Consider the following 20,507-nt stretch of genomic DNA (forward strand, 5'->3'; position numbering starts at 1 on the left):
GTCAAAACTCCAAAACAAACGCATCTGAGTAACGCATCATAGCACTTTGTCCCACAGCCTTATAGAAAGACACTTCAAAGGTAACCCTATCCCCAGCTAAAGCTTTAGACAACTCATCGCTCCATTCAAAATTAAGATCACCCTTAGATTCAACCAGATCAGGCTTAGTTCCGCCGGAACTATAAGATGGCTGGCTTAATCCGCCGCCCGTTGCCGAGTCAGTTCCAACAAGCCGATATGTCCAATCAAAAAAAACCTCACCTGACATTTTATTAGACAGCGCAACGTCAAAAACAATGCCTCTTACGTCCGGAAAGGCGACCTTCACATTTACTTCAACTTTCCCCAAAGCTTCTTCAGTGGCCGCTTTCAAACCATCCATATCAATATCATAAGGAGACTCAACATATTGATTTGTATCCGGCCTCACCGGCGACCAAGACAGTTCTACCAACACCCCTTGGAAAACCATTTCCAGCGAACTTTGCTCGGACGCCATATCGTCGAACGGCAGAACCTGCATATCTTCTCGTTCCGATGGCTTACCGAGAATGCTGCGGTTCACCCACATCTGCACCGCCGGGGACACCATGGCCACGAATGCATAACCCAGCAGTAGCGTCAAAATCCCAAAAAACACGCCTACGACGAGCCCGACACCCGTACTCGCACTGATCACGACGATAGAGGCAATACCGGCGATAACCCCAACCCCGCCCACGATCATGCCATAGTGGCCGGTAAGACTCTGGCCTGTCTTGTTGGCCTCGTTGGCTTCCGTCAACTTCTTCAGGCCATCCCAGATCGAGATCATGCCACCCGCCGCGCCGAGCACGTCACTGACAAAGGCCCATTTAATCCCACCGATCACCGCGCCTTCCGTCGATAGGCCCAGGCTCGCCATGCGGATCTTGTGGTAGCCTTCGATCCCCGCCATCGCGCCACTGGCCACGCTGACACCCGAGCCGATGATCTTGCTCCAGTCAGCGCCCTCCTCATCGTCCACGAAGGCGCCTTCTTGCCAGGAGACGATCAGGCTCCATAGCACCAGGCACGCACCGGCGACCTGGCCACTGCCCTTGTGTGCGCTGAGCAGGGTGTTGCCGATATCGCGGGCGTTCTGCGCCAGATCACCCAGGCGCTGCTGTTCATCCTCCGGCGTATAGCTGCCTGGCAGGGCGGGAGGTTCGCCACTCCCCCCCGTCACCGCTTTGATATCCACGTAAACCGGCAAGGCAATGCGCACCGTTCTGTCGCTATCGGCCATCGGCGCGGAAAAGTTGCCGACCATCCCATCCAGAGACTTCATTGCCTCGCTGGTATCGGCACCTTGATTCGGCTTTTGGGCACTCGCTTGCGAGACGGCGCGTAGCCACTGATAGAGTTCGGAGAGTTTGACCTCCCTCTCGACCAGAGTGGGCGCCGGCTGCTCACCGTCCAGTGCTTGCGGATCGGCCATGAAGGCCAGTTGGTGATAACGCACGAACTGCGACAGCGCCGGCTTATAGTCCGGCGCGGGCACACCAGCGGCTCGGTACAGTACCAGCGAGGCGATGGAGTTGCCGATCGTCGTTGCCAGTAGATCCTGAATCGGGCGCCAACGGTTGATGATCTGGTCGCTTGTTGGCGCGCGCCCGTCAGGCTTCTGCGTACGTTCACGTGCCTGCTGAAAGCGCTCCCCCCAGGACTTAAGCGTCTGCGCCGATAGCTTTGTCCCAGCGGGCAAGCTACCTAAACGCTCTCGGGCCTGCATGATCAGTTCTTTGTCATTGGCAAAGAGCGCGGCGAGTAGCGGCGACTCACTCGACTCGAGGTCATCGGCCAACAGCTTCCATAAGCCACCACTGGAAGGCGACATGATACCGCCACGCAGTGCATTGCTAATCAGGCCACTGAGCCCTAGCCCGGTCCAGTAGTCGGACTGGCTATAACGTCCAATCACGGCGGGTAAACCATGCTTCGCCCAGATCGCATAGTCATCGTCGAATACGGCGGCCAGACTCTGGCAATGTGCCGTATTGTCCTCGTAGGCCTGCTTGAAGGCAGTGAGTGCATCGACATCGTACATGCGGTGCAACTGATCCAAGTGCTGCTCGCTAGCCAACTCCGCATCAGATTTCAAACGATTGATGCGGTTACGCAGCTCCGTCTTTCTCATCTGGCTGCCAGGGCCTTGCACACGAGAAGAATTCAGCTCATTCAGCTCGTCTTCCAACCGCTTTCTTTCGGCTTTATCTTCATCGGACACTTGGAACAGCTCGTCGCGTTCCCGTTGCGCCTGCTCGACGGCACTATTCAAGCGGCTCCGCTCGGCGAACTCGAACGTATGAGCAGGGGATGGCCCCTGATCTAAAATCTCGCGATTTTTCTCGACAAACTCATCCCTGGCTTTTTTGGCATCCTCGACGGCTTTATCCGCATCCGCTTGCTGCTGGGCCCTGTAGCCCTGTTCGAAGCGCTTTTGAAAGGCATCGATGGCCTGCATGCAGAGCAGCTTGCGACGACGCACATTGTGTATCTGCGCCTCGTCATCCTCTTCTTCCTTGTTGTAGAAGAACGCTTCGACGCTGGCCAACGCCTGATGCCGATAGGCGTTCAACTCATCAATGATGCCGATTTCGTCCTTGACCGCGAGAATGAGCCCCTTGCCCTGGTATTCACTGCCGGCATGGTCGAGCCGGCGTTGCATGGCGTTCCTGAGTTCGTCGGGCTCATACAGCGGTCGCGTCGGGCCGCTGGACCAGAACTGTTCATCCAGACTTTCTGCCGCCGCGCTGTACTCGGCGACTTTCTCCAGCTCATCGATGCCAAAAGCGCAAGATTGCCGCTGCCCCCCCACCCATGCTGGGATGTTCACCTGCTGCATGTGGTCCTGACGCCACGCCTCATCACTGCCGATCATCCGGATGTGGGCGTTGGGCCAGGGGTGTTCGCTGAAGGCGTAGTAAAGCGTGCCCGATTTCTCGGGAAACGGCAGGGTGACGATAGACGCATCCAGGACATCGCCGGGCTTGTTCTTGCAGCTGTCGGGAAACTTGATGTCGTCCAGCGCGGGCGGCTGCAGCACCGGGAACTGATAGTACTTGCCATCGCTCGTGATCGCGTAGGCGTACCAATAATTCCCGTCTGTATTGTCCTGGTCGTAGAAGTAGAGATACCCCTGGCGTAGCTGACGCAGAATGTACTTGTTGACCTGATTGCCGGTGCTCTGCGTAAGCTCCGCCCTGACCTCGTCAGGCACGCTTCTCGCCTGCTCTTCGCCGCCTACCAGACTCTTGTCCAGCAGGATGTCGGTGAACTCCTGGATTCTCGAGGTCTCGAGTTCCGGTATATCGCCATTGCGGTCGTTACGCTGGCAGACAGCGTAGCGCACGGGAAGGATCGGTAGTCCCTTGCGTTCACAGAACTGGCAGCTCCCGCTCTCCTGGCCCGCCGCCTCATTTTCCGCTGCGTGAGCGCTCGCTTGAGATGGTGCGGTCATACTATGTCATCTCCCCCATGTCCGATATCGCTTCCCAGTCAGCGTCTGAAAGCTGATTCGACAATCCAATGTAATTCAACCGTCCGCCCAGACGGCCCAGCAGCGCCTGCATGATCGGGTGGCGATGAAAATCGGTTCGCGTGGTCAGCCCGTGAAGGACGAAGGTGGCCACGTCTGCTCGGTCTCGCAGCCCGAGGTCGTACGCGGCGACCAACAAGCCGTCGACGCTGTTCGCGGGCGCTACCGAGAGTCCCGCCGAGCCAGGGAGCGTGCGATAGAGCTCCCGGCAACGATTGATCGGGCCGATGCGCTGTATGGCCCGCCACTGCTCGGCGCTGGGTTTCAGGCCGCCGAGCCGGCGCACCTCTCCGTGTGGGTCGAGAGCGCGCAGCTGCAGCTCGGTATCGAGATAGACCCAGCGGTCGATGGGCCCCAGCAGCGCCGAGAGCTGCCAGCGCTCGAGAATGCGCGGCAGGTGCTCCAGTACCCGGGGGTCGTAGAAGCGCAGCAGGGCTGGCTTCCCTTCCGGCGTCATCTGCTTGAGCTGGCGGCCGAGATAGGTGGCAACACTGGTGCTGGCATGGTGAGAAATCAGCCAGCCGCAGAGCGGCACTGGGCCGAGCAGCCCAGCACCACGCTCGGCGCGCTGGTGATCGAGTTGCGACGCCAGCGCCGCGACGCGATGTTGATCTATCCGTTCGAGATAGAGACGCTGGGCCGGGGTCTGGGCCAGGAGCGGGTGGCGAATCAGCGTCGCTCGCTGGCGAGCCTCGCCGCTCAGCGTCCAGTCTGGCGACTCCGAAGGGTCCACCAGGCGGTAAAGCCGCCCCTCCCTGGCGGCCTCATTGGCCTCGGCCATCCACGCCGGGTCGCTCACGCTGCGCACCGCTAGCCTTCCACGCTACCGTCACCGCTGCTTGCCGCAGCCTGGCTCTTGCTGGCACAAAGCACATCTTCGCCTTCCGGCAACTCCGGCAAATCGCCCTCCAGGCTCGCCGGCCCCCCAAAACTCTTCGTCGCGCCCTTGACGGTGACCTTGCCGGGGGCGTGCAGCTCGATATCGCCGCCCTTGATGCGCACATAGGCGCCGCCGCTGACCAGCAGAATCTCCTTGGCGGCGGCCAGGTCGATTTTCTGATCGCTGGAGGTAACGTTGAGGTCGCGGCGGGCGGTGGCTTCCAGGTTGTCCGACTGCGCCTGGATATCCACCTTGCCCCGCGCGGCAAACAGCTTGATCCCGGCCTTCTGCACGAACAGCGAGAGCTTCTCGGAGATCGAGGCGACCAGGCTCTTGCCGGTGGCGACATTGACGTCCTCGCCGCTGGAGACACTCAGCGAACGCCCCTGGGCTAGGTGGGTCGATTCCGGCGTGCTCATGGTGATGCCGGCGGGCGAGGCCATATGCAGCCAGGGCGCTTTCATCCGCGCCGCTTCGCCGCGGCCGCCGCTGTCGGTGGCGCCGCGGGCGTTATCTTGCTTGGCATCCGCAAGCTGTTCGCTATTGCCGTAGGTGTCGTCGGCGTCTTCGCCTGCCTGCTTGAGATGCTCGCGGGCATCGAGGGCGTCGGCGTTGTGGTCCGCCGCACTCTGGCTGAGGCTGTCGGTGAGGTTGTAGGCGCTGTCGAGCTGCTGCTTGGCCGGGGTGAGGTCGAGCTGGTCGCCGCTGGCGCCGAGCTGGCCCCAACTGGTGAGGTAGAGCCCCTGGTTGGCGCGGATGGCGCCGTAGGCGTCGGTGCGCAGCTCGAACCCGGTGCCGCGGAAGGCGCCGCGGGTGTTGCCGGTCTGGTGGATCAGGTAGCCGAGGTTGAGCTGGCTCTTCTCGGCTTCGGAGTTGAGGCGAACGCGCTCCTGGTCGGTGGCGTCGTCGAAGACGAGTTCGTTGTACTTGCTGCCGCGGTAGGACTTGCTCTTGAACCCGGAGAGCAGGCCGTGGCTGTGCCAGTCGGGGGTCTGCTCGCCGTTGTAGACCCGGCCGGTGATCAGCGGGCGGTCGGCATCGCCTTCGAGGAAGTCGACCAGCACTTCCTGGCCGATACGCGGCACGAACACCCCGCCCCAGCCGGCGCCGGCGTTGGGCTGGGAGACCCGCAGCCAGACGCTGGCGTTTTCATCGTGCTGACCCTGGCGGTCCCAGTGGAACTGGACGCGCACCCGGTTGAGGTGATCGGTGTGGATCTCCTCGTTGGCCGGGCCGACCACGGTGGCGGTCTGCGGCCCGCCGATCACCGGGCGGCGGTGGGTCAGCGGATGGCGGTAGGGCTGGCTGCGCCGCTGCGCTTCGAGATCGACCAGAAAATGGCCGGTGCCGCCACTCATGTAGTCGGAGAGACGCTCGCCAGTAGGGTCTGCGGTATCACTCTCGAGACCGTGCGCTTTCTTGGCAGCGTCGAGCTGAGGCTGCAGGCTGCCCGGCAGCGCCTGGAGCTGGGCCGAGACCGGTAGCGCATTCTCGGCGTGCACGGTCACCCCGAGCAGCAGGAACTGACGCTCTTCTTCGCCCCCCGTGTCGTGCAGCGGGTGCTGGGTGAGTTCGAACCAGCGCCCGGCCTGGAGCTGGCGAGCGCCGCCGCTGCCACGGAAGCGCTTGGCGCGGGACTCATGCGCTTCCAGACGATTCTCGGTCAGCCGTTCACCGCGCGCATAGCCGTGGTAGTAGTACTCGCCGGCGTAGTCGTAGAGTTCGGTCTGCGGCAGGTTGCCCTGATCGCTGAGGGTGTCGAGTCCGGTGCGCTTGGTCAGTGAGGGCTGCTTGTAGTCGAAGGTACCGACGCTGACCCGGGTGGGCTGCTGGCTGCGCACGCCGCCCCACTGTGTCAGCGCGTCCTCGCGCTCGGTGGCCGCCTGGCGGTGGAAGCGGATCGCCTGGGGGCTGACCGGCTGGGTGGTGTCGACATCGTCGGTGATGACGATGCGGTGGCCAGCATAGTCGTCGTCTTCGCCCGCGAATTCGGCGTAGTAAAAGAGACCTTCTTCCTCGCAGAGGCGGCTAACGAAGTTCAGATCGCTCTCGCGATACTGCACGCAGTAGCTGCGGGCCGGGTAATCACGACGCAGATCGAAGCGGTAGCGCCCCTTGGCCAGTTCATGACCGTCGAACACCGCGGTGAGGACATCGACGACGCTGCGATCCTGGAAGATTCTACTGTCACGGCCCAGCTCGAGCATCTTGAGCCACGGCACCAGGGTGAGTTGGTAGTAGGTGACGCCGCCGTCCTCGCCCAGCAGCGCGGCCTCGGAGACCAGGCCGTGCAGCGGGCGATAGCTGCCGTCCGCCTGCAAGATCGAGAGCCGGGCCGGCTGGGCCATCAACATCTTGAGTTCGATATCGCCCTGCTGGGAGACGCAATCCAGTGTATAGGTGAAGGGCTCGCTGACCCGCTCCTCGCCCACCAGCCGGTGAGGAATGAACGACGTTCCGGCCAGGTCGAGCGTCAGCAGCCGCTGGGACTGCGACAGGTCGATATCGAAGGTGTCGAGTAAGCTATCCAGTGTCGTCTCTGCCATCTTGACCTCTCCGCCATCACACCACCCGCTGCTTGTACCGCCACGGTGTCGATGGCTAAATTAACGCTCGTTGATGAGCCCGCTTGGCCGGACTCGACCTCTCACACTTGCCAGGAAGCCCGGATCGATGAAAGGCATCGTTGTACTCGGTGACGCCACCAGCCACGGTGGCAAAGTCATTACCGCACAGAGCAACTATCTGATCGACGGCAAACCGGTTGCCTGTCTCGGCGACAAGGTCACCTGCCCGAAAGACGGTCACGGCAGCACCAACGCCATCGTCGAGGGTCATCCGACCATGAAGATCAACGGCAAGCCGGTTGCCCTGCATGGCCACAAGACCGCCTGCGGTGCCTCGCTGATCTCTTCACACAACGGTGACAGCGGTCACGAATGATCTTCGTCCTGCGCGGTTTCGGCCGCGCAGGATCGCAAGCGCCATACCGTTGAGCGGGTCTCGTCTTCCACGCGGATCACGACCGCGCTGTCCAGCGGCGAGAGCGGTGCCATCGCCAGTACCAGTGCCATCGCCGTCACCGCCTCGCCGGGCCAGCCACAGAACTGATCGACCCCCGCGCCGTCGTCGATCATGTCGATCTCCGGCCAGCGCTCGATCAACGCACTGCCGATCTCCACTGCCCTGCCGGGCAGCCCCATGGCATCGATGACGACCCGTGCCGGGGCAGCGCTCGCGCCGTCGACAGGCGTATCCGCCCCCTCGGCCTGGCCAGCGTCCGAGGCCGCAGACGCAGGCCAGGCGTCCTTCAACAGCGCGAGCAGCGCCTGGCGCTTGGCATGATCACGTTGAGCCGACCGGGCGGGATGATCGCGGACGCTACCGGTGTCGACTCGCCAACCGATATCGAAGCCGGCATCTTCGGGCAGCAGCCGCTGGATCAGCAGCGCCGCGACGCCTTCTCCCACGTAAAGTCCCGGGCTGTTCGAGGAGCGACCCAGGACCCGACGATGCTGCAACGCGGCGACGTCCGTATCGTTGAGCAGAGAGTCCGCACTGATCCACAGGACATAGGGCATGCCGCCGTCATCGCCAACGCCCACCAGGGTATGCGGGTCGCCGCCTCGCGTGGCGTGATGTATCTCGCCCAGTGCCGAGGCGTATTGTGTCTCGACGATGGCGGCCCGCAGACGCTCGACGACGATGGCGGTCGCTTCGGGGGAGCGCAGTGGCGCCGTCAGCACCACATCGAAGGCGGCTTCTTCCGGTAGCGCCTCGAGCATCATCAGCGCCTCGATCACGATCGTCTGTATCAGCTCATGAAGCCGTAATGCCTTGGCTTCCAGCCGGCCCAGCCGAGGCTCCTGGATAGGCGTGACATCGGCGACCCGGTGCACCAGCAGGCGAAAGCCGTCCGGACCATGGAGCGAGGGAGACAGCGCTGGCGACTGTGCGGCGGGCACCGCGCCGGCACCCACGAAGCCGGATGCGGTCAACGCCACGCCGTCGAGGAGCCGCAGTCTGTCGACGCGATAGTCGCTCCGGGCAGAGCTGACCTCTTCAACCGGTTCCGGAGACTGCTGGCGTTGGTGGAGCAGATCGAAAATCGAGGCTCGAGACATGGTCAATAGTCATCATCCTTGGGCTGCGTACCCAGGGTGTCGCGGATGTTGTCGATCACGCCGTTGTCCTTGATCACATCCTTGAGCCACTCTTCGAGCGGCATACGGCCCCACTTCACCGCCCGTTCGATCAGGTAAGGCACCGGGCTGTGCGGCTCGCGCTCCTTGAAGTAACGGGCGACGCCGTTGAGCATCTCGAAAGCCTCGTCACGACTGTTGGGCTTGGTGCGCAGCTGGCCGGCAGGCTCGGTGGCAGGCGGGGTAAAACTGGGCTCGACGCGCCCCGGGGCCTCGGCTTCCGCTTCGGCGATGGCTGCGGCCTCCTCCTCGACCGCGACACCGGCACCCCGGTCCCGGAGCAGCTTCTCGGTCAGGTCGCGGCACTGGACCAGCACTTTCTCGAGCGAGGAGAAACTCGGGGCATCACGGCCGAAGCGCTCGTCACTTGTCTGATCCAGTTGCGCCAGCGACACCAGCGAGGCGGCGATCGAGGTGTGGCGCTCCTGCAGAAACTCGGTGCTGCTGAGCACCACCGAGCGCTGGAATATCTCATCGTTGATCTTGCCCTCGCCCAGCGCCCGATCCATGGCATCCGGATCATTGCGAGCCTGGTTCTCGACCTGGCGGGATTCGTCGTAGTCCGCGAGGCTGTACCCCTCGCCGGCGACCAGTGGCAACGACCGCACGACATTGACCAGGGTATCGCCGAGCCAAGCCAGGCGGGCCGCGCGCTCGTCGAGATCCTCTTCGTCGAGCTCGGGATAGAGCGTCTCCCAGTAGTCGTTCAGCAGGCGCGCGGTGAGAGTCAGTCCGAAGCGCATGCCGTCGAAGCCCTCGCGATGCACCAGCCCTTCACACAGCCAGGCCGCCAGTTGCAGGTCCTTGCTCTGGGTCTCCAGCGCGGTACTGGCCAGATTGATCACCTGCCCCCAGTCGGACTGCTTGAGTTCGGTCTGCCACTCGCCCTGGGGAAGATAGGTGGGGTCCGCTCGACGCGCTTCCTTGATCTCGTCGAACAGTATCGAAAAGGTCAGGTCTTCCCCACCACCCCCATGGCTACCGCCCTCGATGGGCGCGAGAAGCGCATCGATGGAGAGTTCGCCGAGTTGATCCATATCTTCGACCTCATGATCATTTCGCGTCGCGACGGACGCCGGCGTCGTCCAGCCAGCGACGGCATTGGCTCACGCAGAAAGGGCTCGCCCTGCCTGGGTCAACCAACGGCACTCCGGCTGTAGCCGGCCAGCCCTCCCAACGCGCGGGACATTGTCAGGATCAGGCCGACCGGCAACATACCCACCTTCCGCCGCCACGGCCGATGGGTATGTCGTTGAACCGCCCCGTAGGGCGGCAGGACAAGATCAGGCGTAGACCTTGTTGCGCGTGCGATCCCAGCCACCCGCGACATTACCGCCACCCTGGCCGTCGGAACGTTTCTGCTGGGTGTAGGTGATCTTGATCCGCGCGTAGTTGAACTTGACGGTCTCGTACGGCAGATCGTGACGATCTTCGTTATCGCTCTGCTCGAAGCCAGTCGAGGTGGAAGTACCTTCCATCTCGGTGGAAGAGACGATCACTTCCTCGAGCTTGATCTCCATGTAGCGGACCTTGTCGCCACCCGCGCGGTTGACGTGCAGCACCACTTCCTTGATGTGCTGCCCCTTGCAGCAGGATTCGAACAGCTTGGCAGAGGCCTTGTCGACGAACTTCTGAATACGGAATTCGCTCAGATTGACGCGTTCTGCAGAAGCGCCACCGGAAGAGCTAGCCGTTGCAGAAGTCGCCTGACTAGCACCAAAGTCGAAGCTCTTCAGTTCGATCCAATCCGGGTGCTTGTCGTCCAGACTTTCACCGGGGATGCCATCGATTTTGAGATATGCGTCAAAAGCCATTTTGCTAAGTTCTCCTAGTTTTTCACCTACAGGAAGACACCCTCATGCATAAGATCGGCCTAGGCCCATTCTCACGAGCGGCATCTCTTTGCCAATCTATCGCCCTGCGCCATGAAGACGAAAGATATCCATGATCGAATCAACCGACTGTTTATAATGATGAATTATTCCACATCGGACAGAACCTGCCGTTTTACGACAGGATTTTCCGTCATCTAAAACCCCTAATCTGTAGGAAATCGGCGACACCATTAACATCCAATTTCCTACATGATCGAGATGTTTCCAAATGACGCCGGCCGATGCAATTCCTCACAAAATGTCGATTAACCCAGATTATATAGGGCCTTCTTAAACTTTAAAGGCAATGAACACATTTAAATACATTTGATTCAATTCGTTACAATAAAGCATCCGCGATTGACGGCAATATCGCTCACTCCTGCTTCCTGACCTCGATCTCGACCCGCCGATTGGGCGCCAGGCAGTCGATGAGCTGCGCACGCGGCTGACTGCGGTCACAGGTCACCAGCGGACGCTCGCTCCCCGCCCCTTTGGCTTCGATCAGCCCCGCAGGGACCCCTTTGCCGATCAGGTACTGACGAATCGTCATGGCGCGCTGCAGCGAGAGCTGCTGGTTGGCCCGCTCGTTGCCGATCGGGTCGGCGTGGCCGGTGATCAGAATCTGCCCCAGGTCCTGCGTGTTGAGCAGCCGCTCGGCCAGCTCGTCCAGTTCCTTCTGGCCCGCGGCCTGCAACCCGGCGTAGTCGCCGCGCCCGAAAGCGAAGAGCGTGTCGGACTCCAGCACGATGGTCTCGGAACTGGTCAACGTCTGCTCCAGCAGGCTGTCGATGTAATTGCGACTGCTGGAGACCAGGAAGGCGTTGGCGGAGATTCGCGGCACATCGCTCTCATGGACCTGTCGACTGTAGAAGTCGAGCTGGCGCCCGGCGTAACGATAGTCCGCCTGGTCCTCGTCGATCTCGGTACCGGTCCGCTGCTGGATCGCGGGATACCAGAACGCCGGCAATCGGGCCCGCAGCGTGTCCGAATCGATGTCGCCACGATCGATGTCGGACATCATCAGATAGGTGTCCAGGGTGGAGCGGCCGAACTTGGCCAGCGACTCCGCACTGTTGTCACGGGGTCGTGCGTAGGGCGCGACGGTCTCCGGCCCCTCGACGGCGTGCAGTTCGTCGCTGTTGCGACGATAGACATCGATGGTGGTCAGGGTGAACAGGGAGCGCGTCAGGTTCTGCTCCACCGGCTCCAGCATCACCGGCTGCAGTTGATCGAAGTAGCGCTCGCGAATGGCCGGCTCGATTCGATCTCCCTGATAGAGCCCCCAGCCCATGGACCAGGGCACGCCCTCGCCTTGGCGACGCTGATAGTAGTGGCTGCCCCACTCTCTGAGCGCATCCAGGCTCGACCATCGCGCATACTGTGACGGATGGCTGTCATCCTGCTCGACGGCGTCGGCGAAGGTTCCCGACATCGCCTCGATCTCGCCGTGGTTGCGCATGGCGGAGGTGATCCATAGCCCGCAGCAGAGGGCGCCGATCAGCCCTGCGACCAGCGTCCAGCGCAGTTTGCGGCGACGGCCTCGGACGTCGCTCGCATAGAGTCCGGCAAGATGCTGGTCGGCGATGATGACCTTGCGAAACAGGTTGGCGATGAAGAACGGATGCTGGGTCTGCTCGCCGGTCAGCGCTTCGGGCCGGGCCAGGGAAAAATGGCGGCCGACACGCCCGGCGTGCTCGCCCTCGATGACATCTCCCCCTTGCAGCGCGCTGACGAAATAGAAGCCGCGCAGCAAGGGCGCACTCTGGTAAGGATTGGCGTTGGTCAGCGCTTCGACGAATCGGGCCAGCGGTTCGCGCAGGGCGGCCAGTTCGAGGGGGAACCGAAACGCGGCGACGTCCCGCCGCGTATCGACGATGTCCCGCTGGACGATCTCATCGTCTCCCATCCGCTGCCAGTGGCGGCAGAGACCCTCCAGAGCGGCATCGAACTGCTGGCTCCAGTTCACGTCGCTGGGCTGCTGGTGCGGGAACGTATGCCCCAGCACATCACTCTGGCGCTGCGGGTCGAGACGTTCGAAGAACGTCGTGAACCCTTCGATCAGATCGCACTTGGTGAACACCAGATAGATCGGCAAGCGCGCTTCCAGATGCTCCCGCGCCTCCTGGATCCGCTCTCGCAGGCGCCGAGCCAGATTGTTGCGCTGGGCGTCGCTGACCTGGACGACGTCGCTGATATTGACCGCGACGATCAGGCCGTTGAGCGGGCAGCGCCGCCGATGCTGCTTCAGCAGCGACAGGAACCCTTTCCATTTGCCGGCCTCCTCTTCGCTGTTCATGTACCGGCCCGCGGTATCCAGCAGGATGGCGTCGGAGCTGAAGAACCAGTCGCAGTGACGGGTCCCGCCCATACCGGCGACGCGCGCATTTTCCCGTTCGGCGAAGGGGAAGTTGAGACCGGACTGATAGACCATGGTGCTCTTGCCGGCCGCGGGCTGGCCGACGATCATGTACCACGGCAGCGCATAGAGCGCGTCCTTGCCGTTCCTGCCCTTCCCACGACCGCTTTTCTTCAGACGCTCGATGGTCTTGAGCAGCCGCTCCCGCAGCAGGCTGATCTCTTCCCGATCCTGCGGACTGGCATCCAGCACGGCGGCATCGGCATCCTCCATCAGCAGGTGTTCCAGATTGCGTTTCTGGCCCACGCCGCGGTAAAGCAGCAGCACGTAGATCGCCGATACCAGCAGGAACAGGACGATCCCCGCCAGCAGGCTGGCCAGGGACGAGAAACCGAATGCCACGCCCAGCCGCCAGACCAGGAAGATGGCAGCGAAGAACAGCAGCCCGAGGATATAGGGCTGATACTTGAAGAAGGCGTATTTCAGATAGGCGAGTTTCATACGTTTCATTAGCACATCTGCTCAATCTAGCTCGCTCACGGCGCCTGGTGGCCGCGTGGAAAACGAGTCATGAAATCGGCCAAGTTCAGCCGGGTGTCCGGCAGCGGCAAGGTCCCCGGGTGTGGTTCGTCGTCGGCGAACGGCGCCAGCACGTCAATGCACAGGCGCCGATCATCGGGGTTCGAGAGCACTTCGAAAAACGCCTCCGCGCTATGCCAGGCAGGCATCAGCAGCAGGCGCGGGCGCATGAAGTCATCGATCAGCAGACTCATGACCGGTGCCCCTCCCCGGCAGGCGCTGCCCAGCCACTGCTGCCACAGATCCGCCACCGGGCGTTTCAGTCCGCGCTCGGCAGGCAGCGGCAACAGCACCGCCAGCGTGCTGCCCGCTTCCCAGCTCTCCAGCGCGTAGTGCAGACGATGCAGGCAAGCGCCGGCGATGAATTCCGGCCAGCCCCACTCCAGCGCCCGAGCGATGTCGTCGAAGCTGTAATCCTGCAGGAATCGCTCGTGGATACGCTGATAGAGCGCCAGGTCCTGGTCGTTCCAGAGCCGCATCTCCTTGATCGCGACGGCCGGGTCGATCGGCGTCTGACCGTGCACCGAGTCGGTCAGGATCTGTCGCGCCTGGCCGGCGAAGATCTCACCCAGCGTATGCAGGAACGGCAGCACCGATGGCCGCCCTTCCCCTTTCAACAGCTGAAAGATGAAAAACGGATAACGGCGCCCGGAAGCATCGGCGGAGCTGATCATCGCGCCCATCACATCGCTGCCGTTGCGCGCGTGATAGTGAAAGAAGCAGACCGGCAGCGCATCGAAGCGATGCATCCAGTCCTCGTGATCCAGAAATCGAACCAGCGCGCTCTGCAGCCACTGATCGAGCTCCTGGATCACCGTGCCGGCGGCGTTCACCCCCACGAAATCGGCTTTCGAGGGAATCTTGCCAAAGCAGCCGATCATGCAGACCCCTTTCTCATCGCCTGTGCCACTCCTTCACCACCCTGTCGTCACCGGCCCATTGATGGAATGTTCAGAGACTTGATCCGCTTTAGATCCGATATCTGCACACCACCGAAGTTACGGACGTCAAAGCTCACGGTTCCCATGTAGGTTCGCCAGCTGAAGCGCTGACGGGCGCTGTCGATCGGGGTGATATGGGCGCTCTCGATCATGCGCAGGAATCCCCACCGGTTGGGGTAATCGAAGACGGTGTGACGCTGACCGTTTCGATTGATGATATCCATGCGCGCACCGAAGGATTCGCCATCGCCCGGCCAGGTCAGCCGCTCCCAGGACTGGGTGTTGTTGCGGTAGTGCAGCCGCTGACCATCGAGCGTCAGGATGATATCGGTCAGCCCCGCCGTCGGGTTCATCTGTAGCTCGAAGCCGTTGCGCAGATCCGAGAGGCTGTCGATGACCCGGCCCAGCGCCGTCGCGTCGTCGATACTGGAGAGCATGCGCGGATCGACCATCGGCGAGCGCTGCCCACTGCCCGAGCCGGCGAGATCGCCGATCTCGTTCTGGCGGAACTGGGAAAGTGCGCCCTGATCCGGGTCGATGAAATACTCCAGGTCCCGCACCGAAGCTTCATTGACCGAGTCGCTGACCGGATACCGGCCAGCCACCATCTGATCCCAGGGAGTGACGATCTTGTCGTCCCAGGCGGCGTTGAGTTGATTCCTGGCAGGTTCGTTGAGCGCGGCCCAGGTGTCTTCGACCGGCACCCGGAACAGTGGCTCCAGCGCCTGCACCAGCGGCGACCGCGAGGTATCGACCCGGGAGGCCACGAAGTTGCGCAGCCCGTTGATCTCGGTAGGCTGGCCCGAGAGCGTGGCCATGATCAGTGACTTGCTGCTGCGACCCACGTCCTGGGCGCTACGGACGTTGTCGACCCGGACCTTGAGCTGACGCAGGTCGAGCAGGTACTGGTTGAGAACGGAGTTGTCGCTTCCCGTCGCCTCGTCCGCCGAGAGCATTCGCGTCACCGGCTGGAAGTGGCGCGCCAGCGCGCCATCGTTGATTCGTGGCAACGTCGCCAGATCCACCGCCGGCCCATTGCCGCCACTGCCATCGAAGACGCTCATCACGCGTCCCCAGAAACTCTGGTCCTGGGCCTTGCCGGCGGCCTGACCTTCTTCGTCGGTCGCCTTGGGGTCATCCCAGCCGGTGTTGGCCTTGACCGCCTCCAGCACCTGTCGCAGCGGCGACCCCTGCAGGTCGCTCAATGCGGCCAGCCGGTCACTGGCCTGATCGAGCGTATCGAAGCGGGAGACATGGGTGTTGCCGAGAAAGCGCTCCCAGGCGATGGCGTAATCGCGCTTGTAGCGCGCCATCAACTGACTGACGAAACGCGCCTTGGACTGGACGGCATCGTCGACGTCCTCGTCATCGAGAACCCAGTCGGACTCGCGCTGCAGATCGCCGGAGACGGTCTGAATGATCGCCGGGCGAAGGTACTCGTCCCAGACCTGACGGGTATAGAAAGCGGGTACCGCGCGACTGGAGTAGAACAGCCGACCGGACATCTCCGGCGCCATCCTGGACAGCGTCAGCGGATCGTAGCGCTCCTCGACGTCGAGCTGATAGCGCAGGTACTCGCGGTCCACCAGGCTGCTGTCGATCAGGAAGGCGTTGAGACGCTCACGACTATCGGCGACCAGGCTCTCATCGCGCTCGAGCGCCGGTGCCGTTCCTTGCTGCAGGTAGTGCACGTAGAGCGCGGCGTTGTCCATGATGCTCTCGCGGGAGCGTGACAGCCCGCGGCGACGCGCCGTCTCCTGCCACAGCCGCGGCAGGGCCGACGCCACGAAATCGCCCTGGTCCTGGTGTGCCGCCGGATCGGTCAGAATCAGGTAGAGCTTGAGCGAGGAGTAGCTCTCGATCAGCTGCTCGACGTCCTCCTGGCTCAATCGGGTCAGCATCTCCTCGGACAGCGAGGGCCCTCGTTCGCCGGACAGCGCCAGCGTCGACTCGTCGCCATCGCCGTCACCCACGGCGCTCCCCAGCGTGCTGGTGCGTTCACGCAACCCTTCTTCGAGTTCGGTCTCCGCGTTGCTGCGTGCGGAGTACCAGGCATCCCTGGCGCTGTCCGTGGTTCGCGAGCGCAGTTCGCCGCGGGCCCGACTACCCAGTTCCGAGGCGCTGGTCGGCACGCTACCCAGCGTGGGCCGCGAGGTGGAGCGTTCCCGCATCCGATCCATGGCGTCGCGACCGATCGCCTGGCCACGCTCTTCCATCGCGCCGGCATCCTGCCCGGTATTGGCCTGCGGCTCGACCTCGGCGCCAGTGGTATCGATGTTACCACCCGGCGTATCGAAACTGTCCAGAGAGCGCAGCTGCCGGGTCAGTCTCCACGCCAGCGGCTGGAGGACATCCTCGCGCAGCAGGTCCGACCAGGCCTGTTTCAACGGTTCTCGCAGGGCTCCACCCTGATAGAGCCCCAGGTCCAGCTTGAGGGGCACACCGTTCTCTCGATGCCGCTCGATGGCGGCCAGCTGCTGCTCCAGGTCGCCAAGCAGCTCGCGGCGTTCATGGGGCTTCAGGCGGCCGGTGCTGTTGCCGGCCATGATCTCGTCCAGACGGTGCTGGATATGATCGACCCACAACTTGTTGTTGTAGGCCGACCAGCCCTGGGCGGCGATGGCGGCAACGCCCAGCGCGCCCAGGGCGCCGATCATGAATGTCGGCAGGGTGCGCCGCTCGCCCCGTTGCGAGTAGTAGAGACTCAGGTTGCGGTCGGGGAAGACCACCTCGCGAAAGGTATCGGTGATGAAGTAGCTCTTCTCTCCGCCACGCGATGCAGCTGTGTCGGTCTCGCCCGGCGCCAGCGCGAACTCGGCGCGGGTCTGGTCGTCCAGCAACGCGGGCAGCGCGGGCCCGGTCTGCAAGGCGCTGGTGAAATAGAGGCCTCGCAATACCGGCGCCTGCTCGCCCTGCTGCGGAATGTCGAACTGCTCGAGGAAGTCGCTCAGGACGCCCAGCAGCTCGGCGAAGTAGTCGGGGAAGCGCAGCAGTTCGCTGTCTGCCTCGGTGCCCTCTTCGATCACTCGCCGGTCGACGCGTTGACGTAGTGTCGCCACCAACTTCGGGAAGCGCCGCTGGAAAGCGCTGATCACACCCTCGCGACGCAGCTCCTCCAGAGAGAAGGTCAGCCCCCAAGGACGCTGGCGTTCGGTGGCGTCCAGCACCTCGAAGGTGCGGGTGAAGCCGGGCAACAGGTCCGTCTTGCTGAAGAAGAGGTAGACGGGGGGATTGATCCCCAGGCAACGACGATACTCCACCACCCGACTCACCAGCTGCTCGGCAAGGGCATGAGCCTCCTGCCGCGACTGCTCGAGCAGCTCGGGCAGGCTGACGACCAGCACCAGCCCGTTGATCGCCGGCTTGCGACGCTGCTTGCGCAGGGTCTTGAGGAAGTCGGCGAACTCGCTGGCCGGCCGATCCTCGACCAGGTAGCGCCCGGCGGTATCGACCATCACCGCCTCGCGACTGAAGTACCAGTCGCAGTGCTGTGTCCCGCTGACCGCGGAGAGATTGCTGCCACCGGCCATGGTCGCCGCCAGCGACGAACGGGTCAGCAGAGAGGTCTTGCCCGAGGCTGCCATGCCGATCACCAGATACCACGGCAGTTCGTAGAGCGACGCCTTGCCGCCATCCACCGAACGCGCCGCGCGCTGCATCGCCATGGCGTGCTTGAGGCGGTCGCTGAGGATCTGGTAGTCGCCGGATTCGCTTTCGGCCGCTTCGCGGTGCACCTCCAGCTCGACCAGGTTCTCGATACTGCGCTCGGCGCGGATGCGATGATATTGACGCATGACCACGACCAGCAACCACACTGCGGTCACCAGCGCCATGGCAATGAAGATGAGCTCGCGCTCTTGCGTCAGCAGAGGCAGGATCAGTACGCAAAGTGCCAGCCCCATCAACAGCAGTACGATGGAGAGCGGCCAGAAGCCTTTCAGCGAGCGCAGGAATCGAAGAAAACGCATCGTCAGACTCGCTCGTCAGCGGGTGGAATTGAAAAGCTGCCGAATCTGCTCGATCAGCGAATCGGTCTCGCTGCCCAGCCACCAGCGCAGTCCGCCGTAGACGATCAGGCAGACCAGCACGATCCCCAGCAGATAGACCCACAACGGGATCTCGTAGCGCAACAGCTGGCCAACCTGATCCGGCAGCTTCCAGCTTTCGTTGCGCTCGTCGCTCTGCTGTCGATAACGGGCGATGTCCTGCCCCAGCGTGTTGGCGATGTAACGCAGCTGGTCCCGGTTCTCCAGGCTGTACTTGCCTTCGAAACCGAGCGCGAGACAGAGGTGGTAGACCTCGAGCACGTCCAGGTTGGCGCGCACGTCGCTGCGCAGACTGTCGAGACGGTCATAGAAGCCTTCGCCAGCGAGATGCACACCGAAGTAGCGGTACTGGAACGGGTGCAGCTCGACATGCTCGCGAATGTTGCCCACCCCGCCCTTGAGCACGCTCTCGTCGAGGAAGGCGCAGAGTGCGTACTGGGCGTCCTTCACCGCATCGGCGCTGTAATTCTCGGCCCTGGCCTTCTCCTCGAATTCGCGCAACCACTGATCGACACGTTCGAGAAAGCGCTCGACGCTTTCGGCCTGCTGGCCGCGGCGCACCATCAGGACCATGGAGATGAAGTCGCGCGACAGTGTCTTGAGCGTTTGGGGCTCGGCGATCTCGGAGGGATGAGCAAGGGCTTCGGTCATTTCATTACCGCCATCAGTTCAATGCTGAGATTCTTGAATCCGCTGGGGACGTAAAAGGCGATCGCCTGGGCGTCCATCATCCGTTCGTAAACGGCGCCATGGGGTTCGAGCGCGAAATAGTGGTTGTCCAGCCGCACCGGGATCGCGCTGGGCATGCGGGAGGCGTGCGTCAAGGTACCGCCCGGCATCGCGGTGTTGACCACCACCTCGATATCCTCCGGCGATCCGACCTTGAAGGCGCGAGGCACCAGTTCGAGGATCTGCGCGCCGGGCATGTCGGCGTGGACGCTGATGTAGAAGTCGGCGTTCTTGAGCCGAGCGTCATTGAGCCGCCCGACATAGTAGGAAGGTCGCGTCTGCTCGAGGGGGATCGGAATGTACTGGTTGGGCACCACGATCTCGAGCAACTCCCGCACCACGCTTTCCAGCCCCAGCAAGGCCGGCGCCGGATCACGATGATCGTAGTCCGGGATGTCCCCCAGCTTGTGGGACATGGAGAACGTCATCAGGCTGGCGGCGAATTCGGCCAGAAAGCGATAGAGCGTTTCGGGATGCAGCCGCGGATGCGCCAGCAGGTGCGCCAGCTGCGGGTAGGCACGATTGATGGTGTAAAGCAGCCAGAACAGGGTGACATCGCTGGAGCCGAACTCCGCCACCTGGTCGGCACGCTCGCGGCGACGGCCGGAAAGCGCCTCGCTTCGCGCCTGCAGCATGCCGATCAGGCGATTGGCGATATCGAAAGGCAGCGCGACGGAATCGATATGCAGTGCCGGCGGCATGAAGCGTTCGCTTTCGAGATTGAAGCCACCGGCGGCGTTGCGCTTGAGCAGCGCGATCGGACAGTGGGTGAAACCATCCAGGCTGTCCCCTTCCATCAACAGGGTGGCGTTGAGTTCGAGCGTGCCCAGCTCGTTCTCCAGCGAGCCCTCGTTGAGATCGGGCCGCGTCTCGAAGCGCTGGACATAACGGCGCCCGCCGTGGCGCGGGGCGTCCTGATCGAGATAACTTGGCGACCACGGTTCGAGCGTGCGCAACGCGGCGAATATCCTGACCTCTCCATTGCGCGCCAGCTCGTCGAGACTTCGCCCTGGCGGAAGCGGATCGTGCTGAGGCGCATCAAGCAAGGTACCGTCGGGAAAGACCAGCTTGAGGCGGCTCAACCGCAGTGTGCCCTGCTCGAGCGCACCCTCGTCGAAGGCGATCTCCTGCACCCCCCACTGGAACGGGTGCTGGACCTGGCGCGACTCGGCCTGCTGGCGCTGATGGAATTCGTCCTGGTACTGAAAATGCTGGGGCAGAAGGAACATCCCTTCCGACCACATGATGCGGTTGTGTTTGTTCACGTCCCTGTCCCGTGCCTCTGAATACTGACGCCCGCTGCGCGGCCGTCCTCCGAATCACAAGCTCCACTGGCTG

The 20,507-nt window shown here is 62.7% G+C and carries 12 protein-coding genes; 1 reads left to right on the plus strand and 11 read right to left on the minus strand.

All coding sequences use genetic code 11. From position 1 onward, the window contains the following. Position 1: 1 nt before the first annotated feature. From AAGT95_RS18995 to AAGT95_RS19005, 3 genes are read right to left on the minus strand one after another with little or no spacing between them, the layout of a single operon-like run. A complete protein-coding gene (locus AAGT95_RS18995) occupies positions 2-3,481 on the minus strand; it encodes a T6SS effector BTH_I2691 family protein (RefSeq protein ID WP_342594783.1) in 3,480 nt (1,159 codons plus the stop codon). Position 3,482: 1 nt separating this feature from the next. Further along, positions 3,483-4,358 carry a DUF4123 domain-containing protein gene (locus tag AAGT95_RS19000; protein ID WP_342594784.1) on the minus strand — a complete coding sequence of 292 codons (876 nt, stop codon included), beginning with the start codon at positions 4,356-4,358 and terminating at the stop codon, positions 3,483-3,485. Between the two features lie 11 nt (positions 4,359-4,369). Beyond that, entirely contained in the window at positions 4,370-6,985 is a 2,616-nt protein-coding gene (locus AAGT95_RS19005) for a type VI secretion system Vgr family protein (protein ID WP_342594785.1), read from the minus strand. A gap of 127 nt (positions 6,986-7,112) precedes the next feature. Here AAGT95_RS19005 and AAGT95_RS19010 point away from each other — a divergent pair, with 127 nt between their 5' ends. Then, complete coding sequence (locus AAGT95_RS19010; protein ID WP_110598232.1) at positions 7,113-7,382, plus strand: PAAR domain-containing protein; 270 nt, start codon at positions 7,113-7,115, stop codon at positions 7,380-7,382. Here AAGT95_RS19010 and AAGT95_RS19015 read toward each other — a convergent pair. The 8 genes from AAGT95_RS19015 to tssK all read right to left on the minus strand — a co-directional run bounded on the left by AAGT95_RS19015 (position 7,373) and on the right by tssK (position 20,434). Beyond that, the gene (locus tag AAGT95_RS19015) at positions 7,373-8,563 is read right to left on the minus strand and encodes a hypothetical protein (protein ID WP_342594786.1); all 1,191 of its coding nucleotides are present in this window, start codon (positions 8,561-8,563) and stop codon (positions 7,373-7,375) included. The genes AAGT95_RS19010 and AAGT95_RS19015 overlap by 10 nt on opposite strands. Positions 8,564-8,565: 2 nt before the next feature. Continuing rightward, complete coding sequence (tssA, locus tag AAGT95_RS19020; RefSeq protein WP_342594787.1) at positions 8,566-9,678, minus strand: type VI secretion system protein TssA; 1,113 nt, start codon at positions 9,676-9,678, stop codon at positions 8,566-8,568. A 246-nt stretch (positions 9,679-9,924) separates the two neighbouring features. After that, entirely contained in the window at positions 9,925-10,455 is a 531-nt protein-coding gene (locus AAGT95_RS19025) for an Hcp family type VI secretion system effector (protein ID WP_110598235.1), read from the minus strand. A gap of 436 nt (positions 10,456-10,891) precedes the next feature. Continuing rightward, entirely contained in the window at positions 10,892-13,384 is a 2,493-nt protein-coding gene (gene tssM / locus AAGT95_RS19030; protein WP_110598236.1) for a type VI secretion system membrane subunit TssM, read from the minus strand. Between the two features lie 26 nt (positions 13,385-13,410). After that, positions 13,411-14,334, minus strand: coding sequence for a type VI secretion system-associated protein TagF (gene tagF, locus AAGT95_RS19035; protein ID WP_342594788.1), 924 nt, complete (start codon positions 14,332-14,334; stop codon positions 13,411-13,413). A 47-nt stretch (positions 14,335-14,381) separates the two neighbouring features. After that, positions 14,382-18,362: a type VI secretion protein IcmF/TssM N-terminal domain-containing protein gene (locus AAGT95_RS19040; RefSeq protein WP_342594789.1), complete on the minus strand. Its 3,981-nt coding sequence runs from the start codon at positions 18,360-18,362 to the stop codon at positions 14,382-14,384. Positions 18,363-18,377: 15 nt separating this feature from the next. Continuing rightward, positions 18,378-19,091, minus strand: a complete 714-nt coding sequence (icmH, locus tag AAGT95_RS19045) for a type IVB secretion system protein IcmH/DotU (protein ID WP_110598239.1) — start codon at positions 19,089-19,091, stop codon at positions 18,378-18,380. Then, positions 19,088-20,434, minus strand: a complete 1,347-nt coding sequence (gene tssK, locus AAGT95_RS19050) for a type VI secretion system baseplate subunit TssK (RefSeq protein ID WP_342594790.1) — start codon at positions 20,432-20,434, stop codon at positions 19,088-19,090. The genes icmH and tssK overlap by 4 nt, the downstream gene beginning before the upstream one ends. Positions 20,435-20,507 lie beyond the last annotated feature (73 nt).

Source organism: Salinicola lusitanus, assembly GCF_038648475.1.
In the GTDB taxonomy this organism is placed as follows: domain Bacteria; phylum Pseudomonadota; class Gammaproteobacteria; order Pseudomonadales; family Halomonadaceae; genus Salinicola; species Salinicola lusitanus.

Excerpts from the sequence above, each read along its gene's own strand:
- AAGT95_RS18995 (WP_342594783.1), bottom strand. The coding sequence starts at position 3,481 with ATGACCGCACCATCTCAAGCGAGCGCTCACGCAGCGGAAAATGAGGCG.
- tssA (WP_342594787.1), bottom strand. The coding sequence starts at position 9,678 with ATGGATCAACTCGGCGAACTCTCCATCGATGCGCTTCTCGCGCCCATC.
- AAGT95_RS19005 (WP_342594785.1), bottom strand. The coding sequence starts at position 6,985 with ATGGCAGAGACGACACTGGATAGCTTACTCGACACCTTCGATATCGAC.
- AAGT95_RS19015 (WP_342594786.1), bottom strand. The coding sequence starts at position 8,563 with ATGTCTCGAGCCTCGATTTTCGATCTGCTCCACCAACGCCAGCAGTCT.
- AAGT95_RS19040 (WP_342594789.1), bottom strand. The coding sequence starts at position 18,362 with ATGCGTTTTCTTCGATTCCTGCGCTCGCTGAAAGGCTTCTGGCCGCTC.
- AAGT95_RS19025 (WP_110598235.1), bottom strand. The coding sequence starts at position 10,455 with ATGGCTTTTGACGCATATCTCAAAATCGATGGCATCCCCGGTGAAAGT.
- tagF (WP_342594788.1), bottom strand. The coding sequence starts at position 14,334 with ATGATCGGCTGCTTTGGCAAGATTCCCTCGAAAGCCGATTTCGTGGGG.
- tssM (WP_110598236.1), bottom strand. The coding sequence starts at position 13,384 with ATGAAACGTATGAAACTCGCCTATCTGAAATACGCCTTCTTCAAGTAT.
- icmH (WP_110598239.1), bottom strand. The coding sequence starts at position 19,091 with ATGACCGAAGCCCTTGCTCATCCCTCCGAGATCGCCGAGCCCCAAACG.
- AAGT95_RS19010 (WP_110598232.1), top strand. The coding sequence starts at position 7,113 with ATGAAAGGCATCGTTGTACTCGGTGACGCCACCAGCCACGGTGGCAAA.